Genomic DNA, 20,021 nt, shown 5'->3' with positions numbered 1-20,021 from the left:
AAGACTAGGATGAAAGCAGATTAAGAAAAGGAGATAAACCCATGGTTGCAAAAGTAGTGACTGCACCAAACGGTCCAGAGTTTTCTGAACTGGTACAAGGTTATTGGCGTGCAGTAGATTGGGGCATGACGGCGCAAGAGCGTTTGTCGTTCCTAAAGCAACACATTGAGTTAGGTATTACTACCGTCGATCACGCTGACATCTACGGTAACTACGAATGTGAAGCGCTGTTTGGTGAAGCACTCGCACTGGACAAAAGCGTTCGTGAGCAAATTCAGATCGTGACGAAGTGCGACATCAACTTGTGTGGTGATAAAACGCCAGAGCGTAAGATCAACCACTACGACACTAGCGCTGCACACATCTATCAATCCGTGAACAACTCGCTTGAGCGACTAAAAGTCGACGAGATTGATGTACTTCTTATCCACCGCCCAGACGTGTTGATGGATGCAGACGAGGTAGCAGAAGCGTTCTCTGAGCTACATAAAGTGGGTAAAGTTAAACATTTTGGTGTTTCTAACTTCACGCCTCGTCAATTCGAGCTTCTTCAATCTCGTTTAAGCAAACCTCTTGTGACTAACCAAGTGGAAATCAACCCACTGAACTTTGAAGTGGCACACGATGGTACGCTAGACCTACTTCAAACGCATCGTATTCGTCCAATGGCATGGTCATGTTTAGGTGGTGGTTCAATCTTTACTGGTGACACTGAGCAAGCGATTCGTGTTCGTAACGAGCTAGAAGCTATCCGAGAAGAAGTGGGTGCAAACAGCATCGACGAAGTGATTTACGCTTGGGTACGTCGCTTGCCTTCTAAGCCGATGCCAATTATTGGTTCTGGTAAAATCGAGCGTGTTCATAGTGCAGTTAACGCGCTAAGCATTGAGCTAACTCGTGAGCAATGGTACCGAGTTTGGGTTGCATCAAAAGGTCACGGTGTGCCATAGAAAGCGGCCAGTGAACAAAAGACTGAGGCACTCCAAAGAGGGTGCCTTTTTTATTTCTGCTTATCTTAAATGGCAGCAACTTTATAAACGCAACCCCTTGCGTATCAAGCCTTGTAGAACTTTTAATCATTCCTGACTGATGTCACTAAATGTATAGGGAATCGAACTTTTTCTTAGTTCATTGGTTCACTCAACTATTCATATTGCGTATGCTTACCCAGTAAACAAAAAACGAAGACTCTTAGTCTGTGTAGCAGTAACAATCTGGTAGAATCCCGCGCAGATTGTTGAATATTTAAAGGTGGTAGCATGTCTTTTCCTGTACTCATCTGTGATGATTCTGCGTTAGCACGCAAACAGATGGCAAGATCACTGCCAGCAACATTGAATGCAGACGTGACATTTGCCATCCATGGTAAAAATGCGCTTGAAGAGTTAGCGCAAAAAGAATTTAAACTGATGTTTCTCGACCTCACCATGCCAGAGATGGACGGTTTTGAAACATTAGAAAACATGAAACGCTTGGGCATTCAAACGCCTGTCGTTGTTGTGTCTGGTGATATTCAGCCAAAAGCAAAAGAGCGTGTGTTTGCTCTCGGTGCGAAAGCGTTTATTCAAAAGCCGATTGGTAAAGATGAGCTTAAAGCGACGTTAAAAGAGTTGATCGAGCCAAATGATCGACCACAAGTCATCACACCGACGACCATAGAGTTGCCTATTCTCCGTCGTCGCGACATCTATATGGAAGTGGCGAACGTTTCTATTGGTCGCGCAGCGGATGCGCTCGCTCGACACTTTGACGTATTTGTTCAGCTTCCATTGCCAAACGTAAATATCTTTGAAGTCAGTGAACTACACATGGCTTTGCGTGATCTCGCCTCTCACGACAATGTGTCTGGTGTTTGCCAAGGCTTTTGTGGTGAGGGTATCGCTGGCGAAGCGTTAGTGATCTTGAGCGACTCCAGTGTTTCTGATCTTAAGAAACTGATGAAGGTGCCAGCAGACAGTGAAGAGTTGGAAGAACTAGAACTGTTGATGGATATCTCCAATATCTTGGTTGGGTCATTCTTGAATGGTTTGGGCGAGCAGTCTGAAGTCCGCTTTTTCCAGAGTTCACCAGTGCTGCTTGGTCAGCACATTTCCATCGATTCTATTATCGAGTCGACAACAGGTGCATTTAGCCGAACTATGACATTCGAAGTCAGCTACAACATTGAAGGCACCTCTATCCGTTGTGATCTACTGTTCATGTTTGTTGATGAGTCACTGCCGTTGCTGGATAACAAACTGTCGTACCTAATGGAGGATTTCTAATGCTGAACTTACCTGCAGAATTTGAACAATTCCATTGGATGGTCGACATGGTTCAAAATGTCGACATGGGCTTAGTTGTTATCGATAAAGATTACAACGTTCAAGTGTGGAATGGCTTTATGACTCACCACAGCGGTTTGCAATCTCACGAGGCAATTGGTCGTTCGATCTTTGATATCTTCCCTGAGATCCCGCAAGAGTGGTTCAAACTGAAAACTAAGCCTGTTTACGATTTGGGGTGTCGAAGCTTCATCACGTGGCGTCAGCGTCCATATCTGTTCCGTTGCCGAAATGTTCGACCAGTGACGCAACAAGCAGAGTTCATGTACCAAAACGTGACGCTAAACCCAATGCGAACCCCAACAGGGAAAATCAACTCGTTGTTCTTATCGATTCAAGATGCAACTGCCGAAGCCTTGATGTCGCAGCAGCAAACTTGACGTCGCAACAGCAAAAATAAAGCTTGAGAAAATAAACACAGCAAAAGCCGAGGTTCGCCTCGGCTTTTTCGTATACTTAAATCGTGTCTTCTAAAACGCAGAATATCAACATGGACTTTAATCTCGCTCTCAAGCTCTACACCGCAGAGCAAGTCAGAAACGGAGAAATGCTTGCCGCTCAAATGGCCGGTGTCTCAATGTACAGCCTAATGCAGCGTGCGGGAATGGCGGTATACGAACGATTTCTTCATCTTTACCCAAGGGCGCGAACCGTGCTGGTGGTCTGCGGCAAAGGCAATAATGGTGGCGACGGATACGTGTTTGCCACACTTGCCAAACAGGCACAGTTAAATGTTCGTGTCTTCCAGCTAGGCGACATCACATCATTGAAAGGGGATGCGCTGCGAGCGTATGAAGATTGGCAATCTGTGGATGGCGAGAATAGCTTTTGGGATTATTGGCACACTGCACTTTTAGAGGCGGATGTGATCATCGATGCCATGCTTGGTACAGGGCTTTCTGGTGAAGTAAGACATGAGTATCGTCGCTACATTGATCAAGTTAATCAAATTCATTGTCCGGTCATCTCAATCGATATTCCTTCGGGGTTAAGTGCAGACACCGGTTCCGTGCTCGGAGATGCCATACAAGCGGATCATACGGTGACCTTTATTGGTGTGAAGCAAGGCTTATGCACAGGGCAGGCGAGAGACTACGTTGGTGAGCTGCATTTTTCTGGTTTAGGTGTAAACGTTGAGTTCGAGTCGATTGAAGAAGAAAGTGCCTTGGGCGTCGATCATCAAATCATCAAAAGGTTACTACCAAAAAGAAAAGCCACAGCCCACAAAGGGAATAATGGCAAGCTCTTATGTATAGGCGGTAATCAAGGCATGTCTGGCGCCATTCGTTTGTGCGCTTCAGCCGCAGTAAGAACAGGGGCAGGGTTGACCGCTGCTCTCACTCACCCAAGCTCATTGTTGCCATTGCAAGTCGGCTCTCCAGAAGTCATGAGTCAGGCTATTACGTTTGATGAGTTAAAAGAGGCAGATAACGAACTGATTAAACGGACACGTTGGGCGAATGTCTTGGCTTTCGGTCCTGGTTTCGGAGAGGATGAATGGGCACACCAAGCCTATCAATACTTATCTCAGCAGCACAAACTGAAAGTCGTTGATGCAGACGGACTCAATATTCTCGCGATGTTGAATCAGCGTAATGACGTCGTAGTTTTACGAGATGAGCAACGCGTTATGACGCCACATCCAGGAGAGGCAGCACGTTTACTTAATGTCTCTATAAAGGACATAGAGCAAGATCGCTTTGCCGCAGCAAGACAACTTCATGAACGTTATGGAGGTGTCGTTGTTCTTAAAGGGGCGGGCACGCTTATCTATGATGGTGTGAGAATGTACATTTGTCTTGCCGGAAATCCGGGAATGGCCAGTGGTGGTATGGGAGATGTTTTATCCGGTGTCATTGCCGCACTGCTTGCCAAAGGCTTACCTATTGCTGTTGCTGCACGTTTGGGAGTGATGCTCCATAGTCACGCTGCGGACATTAATGTACAACAAAAAGGCGAAATTGGCTTATTAGCAAGTGATGTTATTGAATCACTTCGATGCGCTATAAACGTCACAGAGAGCTAGTTCGTGCTTGATACACTCAAAAAAGTGGAAGAAAAGTGATTTGAAACGTGAAAAAAATTAGAAAATTATTCTTGTACAAACCGACTAATAAGTATCGTTTGGTGTGATTTTGGCCGTTTATGAGAGGTTGAACGGTAAAAATCCCGTTGTTTAACGCAAAGGTTTGCGCAAAGGATTAAATAGAAGGTGGATTTAACTGTTTGATATTGTTAATAAAGTTATGATTTTGGAGCGCGGTGAGGTGTTTTTGATATGCGATTTCCAAGATGGTATCACAAAAAAAATTCAAATATCAGACTTGTAGGAAATAAATCACGACCTATAATGCTGAAAACCGGAGCGTCTGCCAACGCTCCGGTTTTTTTGTGTCCGAAGAACAGTGAACTCGTCTGCCAACGACTTCACTACGCACTCTGAGATGACACATATACTTATGAATCAAGGAATTACACAATGCGTATCGAACAAGAACTTAAGTTAGGTTTCAAAGATGTACTGTTTCGCCCGAAACGTTCAACCCTTAAGAGCCGTTCTCAAGTAAATTTAACCCGCGATTTTACATTCAAGCACAGTGGCCGTCAATGGTCTGGTGTACCTGTAATTGCGGCGAACATGGATTCGGTTGGTAGCTTCGCAATGGCGAAGGCACTAGCAGAGCATGGTGTAATGACCGCTGTTCACAAACACTACACAGTAGAAGACTGGGCAGAGTTTGCGAAAACAGCTGACAAAACAACGCTAAACAACGTAATGGTGTCTACTGGTACGTCTGATGCAGACTTCCAAAAAACCAAAGACATCATGGCGATCTCTGATGAGTTTATCTTCATCTGTATTGATATCGCGAACGGTTACTCAGAGCACCTAGTCGAGTACGTACAACGTGTACGTGCAGCATTCCCAGACAAAGTTATCTCTGCGGGTAACGTAGTGACTGGCGACATGTGTGAAGAGTTAATCCTAGCGGGCGCAGACATCGTTAAAGTGGGTATCGGCCCTGGTTCTGTATGTACTACACGTGTTAAAACTGGTGTTGGTTACCCTCAACTTTCTGCAATCATCGAGTGTGGTGATGCAGCACACGGCCTTGGCGGCATGATCATCGGTGACGGTGGCTGTTCATGTGCGGGTGACGTTGCAAAAGCATTCGGCGGCGGCGCTGACTTCGTAATGCTAGGCGGTATGCTTGCTGGCCACGAAGAGTCAGGCGGTGAAGTGATCGAACAAGACGGCAAGAAGTTGATGAAATTCTACGGAATGTCGTCGAAGAGCGCGATGGACAAACACTCTGGTGGTGTTGCAGGCTACCGAGCAGCTGAAGGTAAAACTGTACTTCTACCATTCCGTGGCAGCGTTCACGGTACTATCCAAGACATCCTTGGCGGTGTTCGCTCAACATGTACTTACGTAGGTGCAGCTAAGCTTAAAGAGCTAACCAAACGTACTACGTTCATCCGCGTACAAGAGCAAGAAAACAACGTATTCGGTAAAGAATAAGTTTTTGCTTAAATAGAAATAGATAGATTAAGAGCCGCAGTTTGCGGCTCTTTTTGTATCTATGTTTTCTGTTATACATCATTTACTTGCACTGCTTTAAAATGGTCGATGTAATCATCTACTGCTTTAAGTACCGACTTTTTGATTTCAAGGATTTGCTTAGAGTGCGGATTCCACAAAGCAAAAGAGAACTTTAGTCCGTGCTTGAGTTCTCGAGGTTTAAGTGGCTGCAAGTTTTCTGTGACGTATTGAGACTCTGAAAGCACCTTTGGTAACCATGCCCAGCCTAAGCCACATTGAATGAGTTTGATCGTGAGTGCGAGTTGATCAACTTCTTCGTTGTCTGCCGATACAATGAGCTTTTCTTTTAACCCTTCATGCACAAATGCTCTAAGAACAAATTGTCTGGTGGTTCTGAGCGCATTTAATACTTCATCATCTGGCAATTGGGAGAGGGGACTGCCTTTTTTAACGAACGGCAAAAATTCCATATGACCGATAAAGGTAGCGTCTTTACCATACATTCCTTTGCCTTGATCAATGTGCACTAAACCAAAATGAATATCGCCATTATTAATACCCTCTTCAACTTCCGCTTTTGTTTTTACTAGAAAATTCACCTTCATATTCGGGAAGTCGTTAGCAAGCTGCATTCGAATGGTCGCGAGCATCCCGTGAGGCACAACGCTTGAGTGGGCAAAGGTGATTCCCTCCAGTCCTCCATAGGCCAAGCTAAGGGCGATTTTGTCGAAGGTTTCAGATTGCGCAATCGTTGCTTTGGCGTAATGGTAGAGCAAGTGCCCTTCTTCGGTTGGTTCGACATTACGACCAATTCTCTCAAACAGTTCTACCGCGAGAATATCTTCCATGTTGGCGATAACTTGGCCTGTTGTCGTGCGATGTTTACCAAGTTTGGCTGCTGCTCTGCTAAAGGAGCGCTCTTCATACACCGTTACAAATGCCAGTAATTGTTCAATGCTGGTGCTCATATCGGATACTTCCTTTTCCTCGATGTCGTCTATCTAAAACTTACCACTACGCTTATAAACTGCCATTCATGAAGCTTATTGCTGTGACGTAGTCGAGTTAGTTTGGACGGATAGCATCCGTCATAACGCATTTATTGCGTTTTAAATTCATCGCTAATATGAACTGCATCAACACGCAGGACATGGCGATGAACCAATGGTGCTGCGAATTATTTCCATATCAAATCACCAATAAGGTAAACACAATGACTGATTACACCAATATTGACCGCGAAGTAGAGCTACTATCAGAGGTTATTTGGGGAATGGCATCTCAGGTCTGGGATTATGCAGAGCTCAGCTACGAAGAGTTTGAAAGTTCGGCGTTAGAAAGCTCTGTTCTTGAAGCGCATGGTTTCACTATTGAACAGCGCAATATTGCTGACCTAGCAACATCTTGGGTGGCGACGTGGGGGCAGGGCAAGCCTGTGGTTGGCTACCTTGTCGAATTTGACGCTTTGCCAGATTTGGGCAATGACACGGTTCCTCACAAAACACCGGCTAAAAGCGGCAACACAAATGGGCATGGTTGCGGTCATAACCTAATTGGTTCTTCTTCAATTGGCGCTGCAATTGCACTCAAGCAACATATGAGTAAAGAGGGCATTCAAGGCACAATCAAGGTTTACGGCTGTCCTGCGGAAGAGTCACTTAATGGTAAGAACTACATGGCAGCGACCGGTGTGTTTGATGAGCTTGACGTATGTCTGCATAACCACCCAGCTATGGTTAACGCGGCAGTAAACTTCCATTCTACCGCTTCTATCGATCTTATTGTCGAGTGGCACGGTGTCACGGCGCATGCTGGTGCTGCTCCTTGGGACGGCCGAAGCGCGCTTCATGCTGCTGAAGTATTTATTGTTGCGGCCAACATGATGCGAGAGCAATTGGAGCCAACAGGCCGTCTCCATTATCAGATCCTTAATGGCGGTTCGGCTGTGAACGTGGTGCCTGACTATGCAAAAGTGTTAGTGCGTTACCGAGGAAAAAGCGCGGAGAATGTTCGTCAACACAAAGCGTGGTTAGAGGACATTGCAAAAGGTGCGGCATTGGCGACTCAAACCACAACGGAGGTGACAAACCTAGGCGGTATCTACGACTGTTTGCCAAATGATGTATTAGCAAGCTCTATCACCGAGCATCTGAATCGTTATTTTCCATTGAGTTGGACGCAAGAGGAGCAAGAATTCGCTAAGAGCATTCAACGAGAAATGGGTAAGCCTGAAGACGGTTTAGCGACCGATGTGATGGATGTACCACAAGGTATTGAAGTCGGTGGCTCAACGGACGTTGGGGATATTAGCTGGAATGTTCCAACAATGGGAATTGTTTACGCGGCTTGGCCTTTGCATATTCCACCACATCAATGGGGTTGTACGGCTTGTAACGGTATGAGTATTGGTCAGAAAGCAGGGCTGAATGCGGCACACGTCCTTGCAGCACAAGGGTTAGAGTTGATGACAAATACTGATTTATTAAAACAAGTTAAAGCAGAATTTGAGAACAAAAAAGCGGGTCGTGAGTATGTTTCATTGAACGACACTGTGACGAACCCACGCGGCATACTTAATGATGAGCAAGTTCATCACTATGAGTGTTGCCTACACACTGCGCTAGAACATTTAGGCGTGTGTCACCACTAATGACAATGGCGGGTGAGGTCAATCTTCACCCGGAATCCTTCCTATGTTTTGCTGGCGAGAGAGTGTGGACATGTTTATTACGACAGTTTTTTTGATTGAGACCATTACGGTTCTCGGTACGGCTGCTTTTGCTTTGTCAGCAGTTTTTGCTGCAAGTGAAAAGAAAACCGATGTTTTTACCGTGCTGGTTTTAGCCGTCACCACCGCTGTTGGAGGCGGCACCATACGAGACTGTATGCTAGATGTTCCAGTATTTTGGTCTCAAGATATTTATCTCGTCTGGATTGCCATAGCGAGTGGTTTGATTGGATTTATTTGCTTTTCTCTCATAAAGAAAAATTGGATGAATAAAGTCAATCTGTATGTCGATTCTGTAGCGCTAGCAATGTTCTCAATTCAAGGAACAGAAAAAGCGTGGAGCTTAGGTTTTGGTCTACCCGTTGCTCCTATTCTCTTGGGAGTAATTACTGCGGTAGGTGGTGGGATAGTCAGAGACGTTTTGATTCAGCGTCCAACCTTGTTTTTATCTAAAGAGCTTTACGCTATTCCTGTGGCGATAGGTTGTACACTGCATGCGGTTGTCTTGTCTTTCGCGCCCCAACTTGCTGACTTCAGTGCGGTGGGAGCAATCGTCTTGGTGATATACATGCGTCACCTTACTATCAATAAACATGTTCAGGTTCCAAGTTGGGCGATCATGAGATAACCACGTTCGAATTGAGCTTGCCATTCGATCAAAAAACGCAAAAGTTGCATTATTAAAACTAAATCGTTCTCGAATGCTATTTATGGTCTTTATCCATTCCTTAAGATGACTTTTTGTTACTGGCTCACGGAGGAAAATGTGCCTAATAAAGATTATCTTGAGTTGGCGAAACAAGCTGCTGCAAATGAAAGGGAATATGAGTGGGGATTAGCGTGTGAGTTTTGGCTCGCAGCTGCAACCAAAGCACCAGAAAATAGTAGCAATAAGCATTGGGCATTGTTGCGGTCGGACTTCTGCCGAGGGCGTACTCGAGAAAATGGCTTTTACTTTCCATCGGAACCTTCTACTCAAATCAGGGAGAGTAAAATTGCAATGAGTAGTCTCTCCTCTTTCAGAGGAACGGTGTTTAGTTAAACACCCTTTAGAAATAATCAAAAAATGACACGGAACGAGTCTCTCATGTTTTCTGTGGTTCTTTATATTCTGTCAGAAAATTCTGAGAGTGGTGCGCACATATATCTAAAAAAGATAAAATTAAATAACCTCCTTTAATAGTTAGCTGCATTATTTAATAAAGAGCATCAATAGAAATGCTCTGCAGGAATAATGTGATATCTGTTCTAAATACTCATGTCAGCAATGGATATTTTGATTGAAAGGGGGAGTCATATGGCGTATTGCTTTAAAGACGAGTTAAGTCGTTGGGTTGAAACGAGAGGCATTTCTCGAAAAGATGTTATTGCGTTGCTGCAAAACAACTATTACGAAGAGTTCAAAGGACTAGACTCTATTACCTTGAGTAGGTGGTTTACTGGAAAAAGCGTCCCACCAATCTACAAACAGTTCTATATCGCTAAGTGTTTGGAAATGGATTTGGTGGAAGTTCTATTAAGAATGGATCTTTCTAAAGCTCGTTACTCGAACAAACATGATGTGGTGATCAGCACACTCGTAAAAGCGCTCGATTTTTCAATATCTAACCTCTCATACCGTAAAGTATCTGGGCCGCCAAAGAGCGAAATTAAATCGCTGTCTTTGAATGAATACGCGGATATATTTAAAGAGTTTAATCACAATATCTCTCCTTTGGCGCGTTTTTATCAGGATCTGCAAGACAAAGGTAATGATGTTAAATATCAGTGTGTTTTGATTAAAAATGAGCAAGAGGCCATCGTTGGTCATTGGTACGGCCTCGTGAATATCGATAGCATTAATGGCCTACCTTCCTTTATTAATATGTCTCAGGAAGAAGCGGAAAAAAGCTGTCTGATTGGTGTGGGGTACTTTACAAGTTCAGCCCACTATTTTGAGTTGATTGTACAGGCTCTTTGTTATTACTTAATTCGTTATTCAAGTAAGAAAGATTATGCGTATTTCTTTATTGTCGATTTTCAACCCTTAATTGCCTTTAGCAAATTGGTGTTTAATGCGGAAGAAGTAAAGTACTACCCACCGAAAGAGAAAGGCAGCATGGGCGTATATCTGTTTAAACACAATATTATTAAGTCTATATCCAATCCTGTCTTATTAAAGAAGGTGAAAGACAAACTAGAGTGCTTAGCGAATTGTGATCCTGAATGTAATTTGTGTAATCTGCGGGATTTTAAGCCTATGGCGGCACCGATAGAGGTGCTAGCAAGTTAATATCTTCATTTCCTCACTGTCGCGAAATGGCAATTCTATTTCCGAGTCACTCGATATGATGCACCTGTATTGAGACAACTGACTCGGAGATAGAAACCATGAGTATCGTAATTAAAAATGCAAACGTGTTTAACGGTGTGGATGAGCAACTTCTGAAGAATGTGGACCTTCTGATTGAAAACAACTTAATCACACAAATCGGGAAAGTGGATGACTCGAATGCTGAGCAAATCATCGATGCAGAAGGCAAAACGGTGATGCCTGGCCTGATTGATGCGCACGTACACATCACGCTGTCAGCACCATTTAATGTGATTGATACTATGACACGTGAAGAAGTCGCGATTCGATCAGCGAAAATCTCAGAAGAGATGTTGATGCGCGGTTTCACGACCATTCGTGATGTGGCAGGTAACACATTAGGTTTGAAAAACAGCATCGATAACGGTTACGCAAAAGGTCCGCGAATTTTGCCTTCAATGGCAGCCATCTCGCAAACGAGTGGTCATGCAGACTATCGCCAAAACCAAGCTCAAGAGCGTTTAGCGAATGGCCACGAAGATTCGCCAATGATGAAGCTAGGCGCGATGAAAGTAGCAGATGGTCGTGCAGAAGTATTAAGAGCCGTACGTGAACAGTTATTTAAGGGCGCGTCACAAATCAAAATCATGGCTGGTGGCGGTGCGTCTTCTACCTTTGACCCACTTGATACGCTGCAATACACGCTTGATGAGATGAAAGCTGCGGTAGAAGCAGCGAGCGACTACGGTACTTATGTCGCGGCGCACATTCATACGCCAGATGCGATGCGCAGAGCTGCTGAGGCAGGCGTGATGTCGTTCGAACACGCAACGATTATGGATGACGACATCGCTCAGACGATTAAAGAAAAAGGTATTTGGGTAATCCCTTCATACTTTACATCCTCTTTGATCGCTGAGCGTAAAATCCCTCTACCGAATGAGGAGACTTACCGCAAAACCGAACGTGTTGGTAAAGCGATGTTTAAGTCTGCTGAGCTAATCAAGAAGTACGATATTCAAAACCTCGCGTTTGGTACAGACTGCGTTGGCGAGACAAATGTTCACGTAACACAGCTAAATGAATTGGGAGCGATTGAGAAAACGTTCGATACCATCACTGCACTTCGTATGGCAACGTCAAACTGTGGTCGTTTGTTCGAGATGTCGACTTACCAACACCCATACCAAGAAGGTAAGTTAGGTCAAATTGTGGAAGGTGCTTACGCAGACTTGTTGATCGTCGATGGCAACCCTCTAGAAGGTGTGAAATGTGTGGCAAACACAGACACACAGAAGTTGATCATGAAAGACGGTATCGTGTACAAGAACACGCTATAAATATTAAAACCTCCTAGGCAAAGGCGCTCACTGAGCGCCTTTTTTGCGTGTTAAGAAAAGTGAAGCTCAACTTGTAAACGGTTTTTAGATTCAACCTTAAACTAGCTCAAAGCCGATAAACCTTCCTGCCAATATCGACACAAGATCATCTCATGTTGAGCTCTAAAGCCCCTTGTTAGTCTTTTTAGATTGCTATCCAGAGTGCCTCAGCATGCTTCTAGCATTGAGTTTTTCGTTGACCTAGCTCCCTATAAAGAGAAGGAAAGCGCTTCAAATTGTTCAGCATAGGAGCAAATAAGAGGTGCCTTTTATCTTCTTAATTGGTTCATAACCAGCATTGCTTTGCTTTGTTCTGAGCGCCCAATGTAAAGAAGGAGCGAGGGGAAAGAAGAGCGCGATAGGGAATTGAACTTGGGGATAGGACATACAAAAAACCGCACCTTGAAAGGCGCGGTTCTTGTTAAAAGTAATGTGACAGAGTGAGTACGAATCAGCTTACTTCATCACATAGCGGTAAGTTTTGATTGCCAACCAAGCAAAGGCTTTGAATAAAATTTTTATGGTCTTGAAGGCAACTTTACCAATGGTCAGCATCAGCTCACCAGCAACGGTTAGACAAGTGTGTAGATCAGTTTGTTTGAACTCTGCGTAAGTCATGTTGGTCTCTCATTTTTTAAGTGGGGGACTCCTGTCGCTCAATGCATACCCTGTAGCGGTATAGTAGAAATAAGCGTGAATGGGGACTTACCATTTGGCGCCACTTTGCACGTAAAGATAAAAAAGTAATATCAATTGGAATGGCTATAAATAGCTGAGGTGAATTTGTAATGAGTGGATTAAAGATACAAAAAAGCCACCACTAGAAAGTGATGGCTTTTAAGGAGTCTGGTTCGATTAGTATTTTACAAACAACATCTTTCTTAAGCTATTGCATCGTGATTTATCCAGTGGGTCGCCAAGATATTCTCCATCTTCAGCGGCTTTCTTCATTACTAAGGCTCTTGCTCGGTCACCGCTCTCTAGGTCTCGATACTCTTCCAGTGTTTTCAGCTTCAATAAACGGTATTTCGATTTGTCTTTGCCAGAGGCGACGCGATCGTAGCAGTAACTCATCGCGCCTGCATTTGCGCCAATCTTGCTGGCGTCGGTAATCGCATAAGCGTTAAAACCAATAGTGCTTGTCAGTAAAATCAAAAGGGCATTACGTGCTTTCATTTCTCTTTCCTAATTCAATCAAGTTGATGAATAAGATAAAGGGCAACGACGTCTAAAAATTGCCATTAAGCGACATTTACGAAGAAACGAATAGCGATGATGGTTTGTCAGCGGCATGTCAGTGATTAAGGTGTGGCGCAAAGTGGTAAATCTTAACAACCTGAATTCAATAACCTTTGCTCATCGAATTATTCGGAGCACGCATTATGAATGCGAGAAAATTTACTAACGATACCAAGCGCAAGTTACTTCCGTTTGTTTATCTATTGACGCTGACTGGCTGGGGGATTTACACACTCACACATGACTACAGTTGGCAGGCATTGTTGCTGTTCGTTATCGGTTTATTGATGGTATTGCGTAACTACCAGTTAGAAAGTGAACGCATCGACGAAAAGATCGCGAGTATTGCCGCTCACTCGGTGATTGGTGTCGTTATTCTCGATAAAGATTTACGAGTCGATTTTGCGAACAAAAGCTTTTCTAAGCTGACAGGTTATACACGCGAACAACTGAATGGTGAAAACCTGCAACAGTATGGCTTCAATTGTTTAAACAAAGCGATGACCAAGTTAGGCGCGAAAGCCAACTGGAAAGGTGAAATCAAAGTGACCAACCGTTTTGGTGACCATCTAACGCTAGATACGCACATTACTCATTATAAAATGGGGATGGGAATGAGCGACCGTTATGTGCTTAGTTTCCGAGACATCAGCCATCGAGTGCGGTTGGAGAATAAACTGAAGAACCTTGCCGAAAAAGATCCACTAACGGGTTGTTGGAATCGCCGTCGTTTCGACAAGGAGCTGGCGCGTCATGCGAGTATTGCTGATCGTTACGCGGTGTCTAATACCGCATTGGCCATTATCGATATAGACCACTTCAAGCAGATTAATGATAAACACGGTCATGATGTGGGGGATGAGGTGATCAAAGACCTCGGGAACTTGATGAAAGCACAGTGTCGAGAGACAGACATTGTTGCACGTGTTGGCGGTGAGGAGTTTGCCATCATCATGCCGGAGACTAATACTCGCAATGCCTTTGAAGCGATTTATCGTCTTAAAGAAATTATTCAATCGAAAAGTGTATTGGGTATTACGATCAGTGGCGGTATTACGACGATCAACCGTTCTGTAGAGCGAAGCTATCGCCGAGCAGACAAAGCGCTGTATCGTGCTAAGACATTGGGTCGAAACCGAGTGTGTAGCTCTGAAGATGAATCGATACAACAGGTAAGTGCCAAGGCTGAGTTGAGCGAGAAACATAGCTCACATCAATGCAATGTGCTTTGACTATCTTCTCAGCATTGACGCTCTATACTTCTATCAGTACTCTCGCTTAAAAGGAAACACCTGAATCAGGAAGTTATGGTTTATGCATAAGTGCATGATTGCATTAAAATTCAAACTCGTAAGCCTTGTTCACCTACAGAGACGCTTATGAGATCGATAACCAGCGTACGATTGATTTGTGATGCCGCACAGAAGCGAGGTATTCCTTTAGAGGAATGCTTAGCGGGCACAGGGCTGACAGGGCAAGACCTTGTCAAAGACGATCTTAAACTCACCATGCCGCAAGAAGTCGCGGTGATAGAAAACTACGTCAAACAGGCGCCAAGTGAAGTCGGACTCGGTGCTGAAATCGGTCAGCAAATGCATGTGAATGTGTTCGGCATTTGGGGATTTGCGATATTAACCAGTCCGACGATGCGTGCGGCGTTCAACACAGCAATCGACTATGTCGCGCTCTCTTTGGTGATAGCCAAACTGACTTTCAAAGAGACGCAAGAAGGTGGTGAGCTGAGCTTTGGCATGTCTGGTTTGTCTGAGCGAGTAACGCCTTTCATCTTAGAGAGGCATACCGCCGTTACACTCAACTTTATGCGTGAAGCATTACCTTTGCCCGCACTGGAAGACCTTTATCTGAAAACCACGCTAGATAACCCGGGCCACATCGACAAACTTAGTCAGGTTCTTGGTATTCATGTTAAAGGCGGGCAATCACACCATGCGTTGGTGATTCCCCATTCTATGCTCAATCAGCCGCTACCAAAAAGCGATCCGGTTACCTTGAAGTTCTGTTTGGAACAGTGTGATGCCATTGTGGCTCAGGGAGAAGACGAAGAGAAACAGTGGACCGAGCGCGTGAAAGAAGTGGTTCTCGAAGATATCGCAGAAGAGAAGACGCTCAGTGCGGTCGCGGACAAGCTCTCAATGACAGAGCGAACCTTAAGAAGGCGTTTGAGTGATGAAGGGACAACTTATCGAGAACTGTATGCCAACACGCGTTTGACCATTGCTCGACAGTTACTTGAAGCTTCTTGTTTGAACGTAGAAACCGTCGCATGGCGAGTGGGGTATGCCGAGCCAGCCAGTTTTATTCGAGCCTTTGTAAAGCAGTTCGGCTTCTCGCCTGGTAGCATCAAGAAAACGTGTTGATAACAAATAGCCCTAATGACTCTTAGCGTCATTAGGGCTATTTGGTTTTAGAATTTCTTCAAACGATTCAACTGGAAGTTAGTGAAGAAGTTGAACATCTTATTTCCCCAAGGTGCGGAGATGTACTGGCTCGCATCTAAGCGGCCTTTGATCACAATCGATTTTGCTTTCGAGAAGTTCAAGAAGCCTTCTTTGCCGTGGTAGTGCCCCATGCCCGAAGGTCCTACACCACCAAATGGCATATCATCGACCATGGTATGGGTCATCACTTCATTGATACACACGCCGCCTGAATGTGTGTTTTCTACCACTTTCTCAATGCGGCTCTGATCCCAGTCGAAGTAGTACAAGGCAAGCGGTCTGTCCTTGCTTTGGACGTATTGAATGGCGTCATCAAGCGTTTCGTAAGGTACTAGCGGCAGAATTGGGCCAAAGATCTCTTCACGCATCACTCGCATGTCGTGAGTGACATTCTTAACCACATGCATAGGCAGTTTTCGAGTCCCAGAGAAGTCTTCGTTTGCTGGGTTTATCACCATCACTTCTGCGCCTTTTTGTTTCGCGTCAGCAATGTTATCAGCCAATCTATCGCGCTGCCTCTCTGTAATGATGGAGGTGTAATCTGGGTTGTCACGCATGGTTGGATAATGCTTGGAGATGGCGTTTTTGAATGCTTCTGCAAACTCATCCACCTTTCCATTTGGCACTAAAATGTAGTCGGGTGAAACGCAAACTTGCCCAGCGTTGAGACCTTTACCAAAAGCGATGCGTTTAGCTGCTTCTTCGATAGGGAAGTCTTCGTGGATGATGGCAGGAGATTTGCCGCCCAATTCGAGAGTCACAGGAGTCAGGTTCTGTGCTGCCGCCTGCATTACAATGCTACCCACCTGAGTTGAGCCAGTGAAAACAATATGGTCAAACGGCAATTTGGTGAATTCGGTCGCGACTTCAACACCACCATTGACCACGACAACCTCGTCAGATGTGAAATATTCTGAGATCATTTGCTTCATCACTTCCCCCGTCTTTGGGGCAAATTCAGAAGTTTTGATCATGGCCAAATTACCCGCCGCCAGCGCACCAGCCAAAGGTGACAAACCTAAGAAAATAGGGAAGTTCCAAGGCACAACAATGCCGACGACACCGAGTGGTTGGTAATGCACTTTGGTTTTCGCTCCGAACAACATTAGAGGCGTTTTGCGACGAGATGGTTTCATCCACTTACGCAGGTTTTTCTTGTTGTAATGAATCCCTTCAAGAATAGGCAGAAGCTCAATCATCAAGGTTTCAGCGTTTGAGCGTCCGTTGAAATCTTGATCTACCGCGTCTATGAGGCGGTCTTGATAGGCAAGCAGAGCGGTGTGCAGCCTTTGAAGACGTTCAATACGCATGCCAGCGCTTGGATTTGGAATGGTTAAGAAAGCACTTTTCAATGTTTCTAACGTTGGACGAAGCGCCGCTTCTGGTTGGTCAATGTCGTAAAGTGGTTGAGCTGACATATCTGACTCCTCATTAGTATCTGCGTTTATGGAATTCAGTATGTCTTTAGCAAAGTGAACTTCACATGTTGATAGCGGACATTTTATTGTCCAAACCGGACAACAAAAACAAAGAATGTCATCAAACTGAACGATCTTGACTGCCACAAGGTGTTTACATCCTGGTGCAATGAACTTGATGTGATGAAGCGGTATGCCATTCCTTGGTCAATTAATAAACTTAAAAATAAAATGTGTAGAAAATATTTGAGTTCATTGCATTTGTCTTTGTTTGTACTTTTGATAAGCACGGGGTTTTCATGAGTCTTTGCATCTATAACTTGCGCCATAAATGCTCTAATTGTTGATTTTAATGGTTTTTGTATTTCTGTTTTTACGTGTTAAATCTTCATAAACTCTCTCTTTTCTCAAGTTTTAATAATGATTGTTGTCGAAGTGATTCGGCTGTTTCTGTTGTTTTTTGTAGATAATTAGTTTGAGTTCGAACTAAATTTGAGGCATTTTATATTTAACTAACCGTTCAATTAAAAATAACAAGGATGCAAAATGCCCAAGGTTGGGATGCCTGAAATCAGAAAACCGCAGCTAGTCAAAGCGACGATGTCGGTCATCGACAGAGTAGGTTTGCACGCTGCGAGTATCTCGTTGATCAGCAAAGAAGCAGGGGTATCAACGGGGATCATTAATCACTATTTCGGTGGAAAGCACGGTCTGTTAGAAGAGACCATGCGTGAGATCCTGCGCCAGCTTTCTGCCACCATCAAAGAGAACTTAAGCCAGCTACCAGCTGATGCGCATCATCAACGTATTAATGCCATCATCGACGGCAACTTTGTGGGTTTCCAAGCCGAGAACCAAGTGGCAAAAACTTGGTTGGCATTCTGGTCGTACTCCATGCATGACGCCCAGCTCAAACGTCTGCAACGAGTGAATGAACGACGTCTCCTTTCTCACCTAAAAAAAGAATTAAAAGCTTTGCTGGATAATGACCAAGCAGAGCTAGTAGCGCATGGTATTGCGTCACTGATTGATGGCATTTGGCTGCGCGGAACGCTCAATCCGCAAGGCATCGATGCCGAGAAAGCACGCGTCATCATCAACGACTATCTCGATAAACAGCTCACGTTCTACTCAAAACTAAAATAAAGAGTCAAACCTTCAAATGGATATGAAAGCACACTACATCGATGGTGCCATGCACCTAGGATGCTCAGAAGAACACTTCACCACATACAATCCAGCCAATGGTGAACCGCTTGCAAATGTGAAGCAGGCTAACCAGCAAGACATGCAAGCGGCAATTGAATCTGCCAAGCGCGGCTTTGCGATTTGGTCTGCCATGACGGCGACAGAACGCAGTCGTATTTTGCTTAAAGCGGCGGCGCTACTTCGTGAAAGAAATGACGAATTGGCAGCACTAGAAGTCGCGGATACGGGCAAACCAATCCAAGAAGCGAATTGCGTAGACATTGCAACGGGCGCAGATGTGATCGAGTACTACGCAGGTCTTGCGCCTAGCATGCATGGTGAACAGCAACCACTGAATGAATCACAGTTTTTCTACACTCGCCGTGAGCCTCTGGGTATTTGCGCGGGCATTGGGGCGTGGAACTACCCAATTCAAATCGCGATGTGGAAATCTGCCCCTGCACTTGCTGCGGGTAATGCGATGATCTTTAAGCCATCAGAAGAAACTCCGTTAACCGCACTCAAACTGGCAGAAATCTACAGCGAAGCGGGGTTGCCAGATGGTGTGTTCAACGTCATTCAAGGTGATTACCGAGTAGGGCAAATGCTCACCGCACATCCAGATATCGCTAAAGTCTCTTTCACGGGTGAATCGGGTACGGGCAAAGTCGTGATGGGTGACAGTGCCAATACGCTAAAGCAAGTCACAATGGAGCTTGGCGGTAAGTCTCCAATGATCATATTTGATGATGCCAAGCTAGACGATGCGGTTTCTGCTGCAATGGTTGCGAACTTCTATACCCAAGGTGAGGTTTGTACACACGGTACTCGCGTGTTCGTTCATGAAGGTATCTATGATGAGTTTGTCGCTCAACTTAAGAAACGTACCGAACTGCTGGTGGTTGGCGATCCGCTTGATGAGCAAACCCAAATTGGCGCGCTAATTTCCAAAGAGCACGAATCAAAAGTCCTTTCCGCAATTGAACAAGCGAAAGCAAGCAAAGCAACGCTACTAACCGGCGGCTACAAAGTCACAGAAAACGGTTTGGCGAGCGGCAATTTTGTTGTGCCAACGGTTTTCACTGATTGTGAAGACGACATGCCGCATGTGCAGCAAGAGATCTTTGGTCCCGTAATGTCAGTGCTTAAGTTCAGTGACGAAGACGAAGTGATTGCTCGTGCTAACAACACCGATTACGGACTTGCAGGGGGCGTGTTCACGCAAAATCTCTCCCGTGCACACCGCGTCATTCATCAAATCCAAGCAGGAATCTGTTGGATTAACACCTGGGGTGACTCTCCAGCTGAAATGCCCGTTGGCGGTTACAAACTGTCTGGTATTGGACGTGAGAACGGCGTTGAAACCCTTAAGCATTACACCCAAACCAAGAGCGTGCTAGTGCATTTGGGTGATTTCGACAGCCCTTACGCGTAATCAGTCTGGAGGAT

The 20,021-nt window shown here is 44.9% G+C and carries 18 protein-coding genes; 14 read left to right on the top strand and 4 right to left on the bottom strand.

Annotated features, from left to right (window positions below; all coding sequences use genetic code 11):
* The first annotated feature begins 41 nt into the window (after positions 1-41).
* The 5 genes from A9237_RS22915 (at position 42) to A9237_RS22895 (ending at position 5,847) form a co-directional block, all read left to right on the top strand.
* Entirely contained in the window at positions 42-950 is a 909-nt protein-coding gene (locus A9237_RS22915) for an aldo/keto reductase (protein WP_078609769.1), read from the top strand.
* Positions 951-1,259: 309 nt separating this feature from the next.
* Complete coding sequence (locus A9237_RS22910; RefSeq protein WP_005425987.1) at positions 1,260-2,264, top strand: response regulator; 1,005 nt, start codon at positions 1,260-1,262, stop codon at positions 2,262-2,264.
* Entirely contained in the window at positions 2,264-2,704 is a 441-nt protein-coding gene (locus A9237_RS22905; RefSeq protein ID WP_005425904.1) for a PAS domain-containing protein, read from the top strand. Before A9237_RS22910 ends, A9237_RS22905 begins: the two co-directional genes overlap by 1 nt.
* A gap of 110 nt (positions 2,705-2,814) precedes the next feature.
* A complete protein-coding gene (locus A9237_RS22900) occupies positions 2,815-4,350 on the top strand; it encodes an NAD(P)H-hydrate dehydratase (RefSeq protein ID WP_078609768.1) in 1,536 nt (511 codons plus the stop codon).
* A 453-nt stretch (positions 4,351-4,803) separates the two neighbouring features.
* Positions 4,804-5,847 (top strand): GMP reductase, encoded by a 1,044-nt coding sequence (locus tag A9237_RS22895; RefSeq protein ID WP_078609767.1) that lies wholly within the window; start codon positions 4,804-4,806, stop codon positions 5,845-5,847.
* 71 nt (positions 5,848-5,918) lie between these two features.
* Here the strand turns inward: A9237_RS22895 and A9237_RS22890 are convergent, their stop codons facing one another.
* Positions 5,919-6,836, bottom strand: coding sequence for a LysR family transcriptional regulator (locus tag A9237_RS22890; RefSeq protein WP_078609766.1), 918 nt, complete (start codon positions 6,834-6,836; stop codon positions 5,919-5,921).
* Positions 6,837-7,081: 245 nt separating this feature from the next.
* On the opposite strand from A9237_RS22890, the gene A9237_RS22885 reads away from it, so the two are divergent.
* The 5 genes from A9237_RS22885 to A9237_RS22865 all read left to right on the top strand — a co-directional run bounded on the left by A9237_RS22885 (position 7,082) and on the right by A9237_RS22865 (position 12,229).
* Positions 7,082-8,518: an amidohydrolase gene (locus A9237_RS22885; RefSeq protein WP_078609765.1), complete on the top strand. Its 1,437-nt coding sequence runs from the start codon at positions 7,082-7,084 to the stop codon at positions 8,516-8,518.
* Positions 8,519-8,588: 70 nt separating this feature from the next.
* Positions 8,589-9,224, top strand: a complete 636-nt coding sequence (locus A9237_RS22880; protein ID WP_050554353.1) for a trimeric intracellular cation channel family protein — start codon at positions 8,589-8,591, stop codon at positions 9,222-9,224.
* A gap of 138 nt (positions 9,225-9,362) precedes the next feature.
* Positions 9,363-9,638, top strand: coding sequence for an ANR family transcriptional regulator (locus tag A9237_RS22875; RefSeq protein ID WP_020195985.1), 276 nt, complete (start codon positions 9,363-9,365; stop codon positions 9,636-9,638).
* A gap of 216 nt (positions 9,639-9,854) precedes the next feature.
* Complete coding sequence (locus tag A9237_RS22870; protein WP_237358439.1) at positions 9,855-10,868, top strand: XRE family transcriptional regulator; 1,014 nt, start codon at positions 9,855-9,857, stop codon at positions 10,866-10,868.
* Positions 10,869-10,966: 98 nt separating this feature from the next.
* On the top strand, positions 10,967-12,229 hold the full coding sequence (locus tag A9237_RS22865) for a metal-dependent hydrolase family protein (RefSeq protein WP_078609763.1): 1,263 nt from the start codon (positions 10,967-10,969) through the stop codon (positions 12,227-12,229).
* A gap of 495 nt (positions 12,230-12,724) precedes the next feature.
* Here the strand turns inward: A9237_RS22865 and A9237_RS27425 are convergent, their stop codons facing one another.
* The gene (locus A9237_RS27425; RefSeq protein WP_009704081.1) at positions 12,725-12,886 is read right to left on the bottom strand and encodes a hypothetical protein; all 162 of its coding nucleotides are present in this window, start codon (positions 12,884-12,886) and stop codon (positions 12,725-12,727) included.
* 237 nt (positions 12,887-13,123) lie between these two features.
* Positions 13,124-13,444 carry a hypothetical protein gene (locus tag A9237_RS22860; RefSeq protein WP_078609762.1) on the bottom strand — a complete coding sequence of 107 codons (321 nt, stop codon included), beginning with the start codon at positions 13,442-13,444 and terminating at the stop codon, positions 13,124-13,126.
* 206 nt (positions 13,445-13,650) lie between these two features.
* On the opposite strand from A9237_RS22860, the gene A9237_RS22855 reads away from it, so the two are divergent.
* Both A9237_RS22855 and A9237_RS22850 read left to right on the top strand, forming a co-directional pair.
* The gene (locus tag A9237_RS22855) at positions 13,651-14,739 is read left to right on the top strand and encodes a sensor domain-containing diguanylate cyclase (RefSeq protein ID WP_078609761.1); all 1,089 of its coding nucleotides are present in this window, start codon (positions 13,651-13,653) and stop codon (positions 14,737-14,739) included.
* Positions 14,740-14,886: 147 nt separating this feature from the next.
* The gene (locus A9237_RS22850; protein WP_078609760.1) at positions 14,887-15,885 is read left to right on the top strand and encodes an AraC family transcriptional regulator; all 999 of its coding nucleotides are present in this window, start codon (positions 14,887-14,889) and stop codon (positions 15,883-15,885) included.
* 47 nt (positions 15,886-15,932) lie between these two features.
* On the opposite strand, the gene A9237_RS22845 is transcribed toward A9237_RS22850, so the two are convergent.
* Positions 15,933-17,384 (bottom strand): coniferyl aldehyde dehydrogenase, encoded by a 1,452-nt coding sequence (locus A9237_RS22845; RefSeq protein WP_078609759.1) that lies wholly within the window; start codon positions 17,382-17,384, stop codon positions 15,933-15,935.
* 546 nt (positions 17,385-17,930) lie between these two features.
* Between A9237_RS22845 and betI the strand changes: the two genes are divergently transcribed.
* Both betI and betB read left to right on the top strand, forming a co-directional pair.
* Positions 17,931-18,530, top strand: a complete 600-nt coding sequence (gene betI / locus A9237_RS22835) for a transcriptional regulator BetI (protein WP_005530538.1) — start codon at positions 17,931-17,933, stop codon at positions 18,528-18,530.
* A 16-nt stretch (positions 18,531-18,546) separates the two neighbouring features.
* The gene (betB, locus tag A9237_RS22830) at positions 18,547-20,007 is read left to right on the top strand and encodes a betaine-aldehyde dehydrogenase (RefSeq protein ID WP_078609757.1); all 1,461 of its coding nucleotides are present in this window, start codon (positions 18,547-18,549) and stop codon (positions 20,005-20,007) included.
* Positions 20,008-20,021: the final 14 nt, after the last annotated feature.

Origin of the sequence: Vibrio owensii, assembly GCF_002021755.1 — a bacterium.
In the GTDB taxonomy this organism is placed as follows: domain Bacteria; phylum Pseudomonadota; class Gammaproteobacteria; order Enterobacterales; family Vibrionaceae; genus Vibrio; species Vibrio owensii.
Note: the sequence above shows the minus strand (reverse complement) of the source record. Positions and strands in the feature narration are given on the sequence as shown.

Coding starts and splice junctions, on each gene's coding strand:
- A9237_RS22915 (WP_078609769.1), top strand. CDS start 42: ATGGTTGCAAAAGTAGTGACTGCACCAAACGGTCCAGAGTTTTCTGAA.
- A9237_RS22910 (WP_005425987.1), top strand. CDS start 1,260: ATGTCTTTTCCTGTACTCATCTGTGATGATTCTGCGTTAGCACGCAAA.
- A9237_RS22905 (WP_005425904.1), top strand. CDS start 2,264: ATGCTGAACTTACCTGCAGAATTTGAACAATTCCATTGGATGGTCGAC.
- A9237_RS22900 (WP_078609768.1), top strand. CDS start 2,815: ATGGACTTTAATCTCGCTCTCAAGCTCTACACCGCAGAGCAAGTCAGA.
- A9237_RS22895 (WP_078609767.1), top strand. CDS start 4,804: ATGCGTATCGAACAAGAACTTAAGTTAGGTTTCAAAGATGTACTGTTT.
- A9237_RS22890 (WP_078609766.1), bottom strand. CDS start 6,836: ATGAGCACCAGCATTGAACAATTACTGGCATTTGTAACGGTGTATGAA.
- A9237_RS22885 (WP_078609765.1), top strand. CDS start 7,082: ATGACTGATTACACCAATATTGACCGCGAAGTAGAGCTACTATCAGAG.
- A9237_RS22880 (WP_050554353.1), top strand. CDS start 8,589: ATGTTTATTACGACAGTTTTTTTGATTGAGACCATTACGGTTCTCGGT.
- A9237_RS22870 (WP_237358439.1), top strand. CDS start 9,855: ATGTCAGCAATGGATATTTTGATTGAAAGGGGGAGTCATATGGCGTAT.
- A9237_RS22865 (WP_078609763.1), top strand. CDS start 10,967: ATGAGTATCGTAATTAAAAATGCAAACGTGTTTAACGGTGTGGATGAG.
- A9237_RS27425 (WP_009704081.1), bottom strand. CDS start 12,886: ATGACTTACGCAGAGTTCAAACAAACTGATCTACACACTTGTCTAACC.
- A9237_RS22860 (WP_078609762.1), bottom strand. CDS start 13,444: ATGAAAGCACGTAATGCCCTTTTGATTTTACTGACAAGCACTATTGGT.
- A9237_RS22855 (WP_078609761.1), top strand. CDS start 13,651: ATGAATGCGAGAAAATTTACTAACGATACCAAGCGCAAGTTACTTCCG.
- A9237_RS22850 (WP_078609760.1), top strand. CDS start 14,887: ATGAGATCGATAACCAGCGTACGATTGATTTGTGATGCCGCACAGAAG.
- A9237_RS22845 (WP_078609759.1), bottom strand. CDS start 17,384: ATGTCAGCTCAACCACTTTACGACATTGACCAACCAGAAGCGGCGCTT.
- betI (WP_005530538.1), top strand. CDS start 17,931: ATGCCCAAGGTTGGGATGCCTGAAATCAGAAAACCGCAGCTAGTCAAA.
- betB (WP_078609757.1), top strand. CDS start 18,547: ATGGATATGAAAGCACACTACATCGATGGTGCCATGCACCTAGGATGC.